We start from the raw sequence: 1,453 nt of genomic DNA, 5'->3' as shown, positions 1-1,453 counted from the left end.
GATGAGGCTGAGGCCGAAGAAGCCGTAGCAGGACCACAGCAGGGTCTCCCGTGCCTGCCCGGCGGGGGCATACGGCAGGAGGAGCGCACCGGTCGAGGCGGACACCATCGGCGGGACGATCGGCATCAGCCAGCCGCCGAACGCGGATTCGGGCGTGTTCTCGTGGCGGGTGAACGCCAGGTACGGCACCAGGACCGCGGTGAGCAGGCCGCCGATGGTGCCGATGGTCCAGAGGACCCAGTCGACGGTGACGGCGGCGGGGAGGCCGATCCAGTCCTTGCCGAGGAGGATCGTGCCGGCGCCGACGGTGAGGAACGCCATGGGCGGTGCGCCGTAGAAGTGGGAAATCACCGGGTTGAGGTGGTGCTTCGCTGCGGTGCTCCGGTAGCGGACCCAGTGCAGGACCGTCGCGATGGTGAGGGCGACGAGCAGGACCGCCGCGATCGCCCAGACGACCGTCGCCGCCGTGCGCAGACCGGGGAACTGCAGCGGTAACGACGCGGCCGCGACGGCGACGATCCCGGTCCCCATGATCGACGCGAACCAGTTCGGGGTCAGGTTCGACACGATCAGGCCGGGCCGCTCCAGCTCCCGGAACAGCCGCCGGTCGCGCACACCGTGCTCAGAGGCTGCGGGTGCGTGGGCGAGGTGAGCGGACATGCACCCATCGTGCGCGTGTGCCCCGTGGTTCGGGAACGGCGGACTCGTTGGCAGGGCACAATGGTTGCTTGTGGCACTGCGGCGGTTGACGGACCGGATCCTGGACCTCGACACCCTCGAGGTCCTCGTCCGCGTCGCGGAGACCGGGTCGTTGACCCGCGCGGCCGAGGTGTTGGGGGTGACACAGCAGGCGGTGTCTGCGCGCTTGCGTGCCGCGGAGCAGGCGACCGGTCAGCCGCTGGCGCACCGGACGGCATCCGGGACCGCGCTGACCGACGCCGGCCGGGTGGTGCTCGGTCTCGCCGTCCCGGTGTTGGAGGCCTCCCGGCGGCTTGAAGCAGGCGTCGCCGCGCTGCGGGAACCGGCGGGATCCCTCGTGATCGCAGCGTCGCAGACGATCGCCGAACTCCTGCTGCCCGGATGGCTGCTCACCCACCGTGCTGCCACGCCGGATGCGTCGGTGCGTTTGATCGCGGGGAACTCCGCCGACGTGACCGACCTCGTCCGTTCCGGCGCTGCCGACGTCGGGTTCACGGAGACTCCTGCTGCGCCGATTGGCCTCTCATCGTTGGTGGTCGATGAGGACGAACTCGTGGTCGTCGTCGCCCCGCACCATCCTTGGGCAAGCGCTTCGGCCATCACCTCGGATGACCTCGCGGAGACACCCCTGCTGCTCCGTGAGGAAGGGTCCGGCACCCGCTCCACGGTCGAAGCGTGGCTCGACGACGCGGGTCTGACCCTGGTCCCGCCGGCTGCAGTGCTGGAAACGACTGGCATCATCCGCGCCAACGCT

Annotated in this window: 2 protein-coding genes; one reads left to right on the top strand and one right to left on the bottom strand. The window is 70.3% G+C overall.

Annotated elements, in window-relative coordinates:
* Positions 1–660: SLAC1 family transporter (locus AC0VX0_RS12275; protein WP_475452182.1), on the bottom strand; the 660-nt coding region annotated here is incomplete at its 3' end.
* Between the two features lie 70 nt (positions 661–730).
* Here AC0VX0_RS12275 and AC0VX0_RS12270 point away from each other — a divergent pair.
* Positions 731–1,453 (top strand): LysR family transcriptional regulator (locus AC0VX0_RS12270; protein WP_475452180.1); only part of this gene is annotated, 723 nt, incomplete at its 3' end.

The organism is Micrococcus sp. iso_26 (assembly GCF_056172975.1).
The sequence above is the reverse complement of the archived record's forward strand: the minus strand, read 5'-3'. Positions and strand labels throughout refer to the sequence as shown.